This is a genomic window from Acidithrix ferrooxidans (assembly GCF_000949295.1).
Classification (GTDB): domain Bacteria; phylum Actinomycetota; class Acidimicrobiia; order Acidimicrobiales; family Acidimicrobiaceae; genus Acidithrix; species Acidithrix ferrooxidans.
In genome coordinates this window covers 1-1,307 of sequence record NZ_JXYS01000168.1, presented here as the reverse complement: position 1 = coordinate 1,307, position 1,307 = coordinate 1, and the positions used below count along the sequence as shown (strand labels likewise).

Annotated in this window: 3 protein-coding genes; 2 read left to right on the top strand and 1 reads right to left on the bottom strand. The window is 45.4% G+C overall.

The features are described 5' to 3' along the window. A partial coding sequence (locus tag AXFE_RS18050) for a winged helix-turn-helix transcriptional regulator (RefSeq protein ID WP_152626228.1) occupies positions 1-372 on the bottom strand: 372 nt, incomplete at its 3' end. A 151-nt stretch (positions 373-523) separates the two neighbouring features. Between AXFE_RS18050 and AXFE_RS18045 the strand changes: the two genes are divergently transcribed. Further along, positions 524-742, top strand: coding sequence for a hypothetical protein (locus AXFE_RS18045; RefSeq protein ID WP_152626227.1), 219 nt, complete (start codon positions 524-526; stop codon positions 740-742). A gap of 137 nt (positions 743-879) precedes the next feature. Beyond that, a complete protein-coding gene (locus tag AXFE_RS20260) occupies positions 880-1,041 on the top strand; it encodes a hypothetical protein (protein WP_160291942.1) in 162 nt (53 codons plus the stop codon). The last annotated feature ends 266 nt before the right edge of the window (positions 1,042-1,307 follow it).

Here is a 1,307-nt window from a genome sequence, read left to right as displayed (position 1 = left end):
GCCAAATTGCGAATATCCATAGTGCTCATCGGGAAATTGCTCACAATACTCGTCAAAAAGTACTTTGCGAGTTGGTGGGTTCGGCTTGGCTAGCTCTGTGAGTATTGCATCCAAATTCGGCATTACTTTTCCATTGGATTTTGGACCCGGACTATTTGGATAGCAGATAGCAGAGAGTGCCTCATCGTCAAGGTCGCATGCCTCTTGGGTACTAACGCCTGCTTTGGCGAGCCTATCGAGATGTCGACTTACGCTTTGGTGTGAGATACCAAGCGATGTTGCTATCTCTCTATTGCTGTAACTACCCTTGGCTACAAGTGCCAATAAATTACGGATATCTTTCATATCCACCTTCCATTTCTTTGAAGCCATTTATGTTCATTCCTCCTTTGGCGTCCACATTTTTTGGGACGCCAAAGCAAGTTAATCAGATAAAGAATCAGGTGGTCCAAAGATTTCAGCGAGGCGGTCCAAAGATTGTGGAATCATGGTCCAAAGATTTCAGCGAGGCGGTCCAAAGATTGTGGAAAAGTCAATCAAGGCCTTCTTCGACACAATAGATCATGAACTGCTGCTAAAAGCTGTCTCTATGCACGTATCAGAGCCATGGATAATTCTCTACATCAAACGTTGGTTGAAAGCTCCAATGCAAAACAAAGATGGACAACTAATAGATCGAGAGCAAGGATTACCCCAAGGCGGGTTATGCGAAGCTTCGCATAACCCGCCTTATGTGAAGTAAACGATTATGCGAAGTTGAAAGACATACCCGCATTTCACGGTGGTATTTGGGTCTGATTTACTTCGCATAACGCCATGGTGTTCCAAAATGGAGTGGCAGATCTTTATGATCCCACAGTCCATTGAGGAGGCACTAAATTGATTCCTGAATCATTTTCACAATTGACAACTGACTTGGAAGCCGAGCTATATCGGCTGCACTATACCCAGGCGACTACCACTACTATCGCCGCATGTGGAACCATGTGGGCGGCAACGTTTCTTGAAAGTAAAGAGCTGAGCAGTTCACTGAGGAATTAGGTCTTCGATTCTTGGGGCACGTAGATATTTCCACTACCGAGATTTATGCCCGAGCCGATACCGAGTTGAAACGCTAAGCTCTCGAAAAGGCGTATCCCAACATGATCTCGCCAGATTTGCTCGAATGGAAGGACGATGCTGACCTCCTTGCCTCCTTGACAGGTCTTTGAGGAATTGATACCCGATTATGCGAAGTAAATTAGACCTGGATACCACCGTGAAATGCGGGTATGTCTTTCAACTTCGCATAATCGTTTACTTCGCAT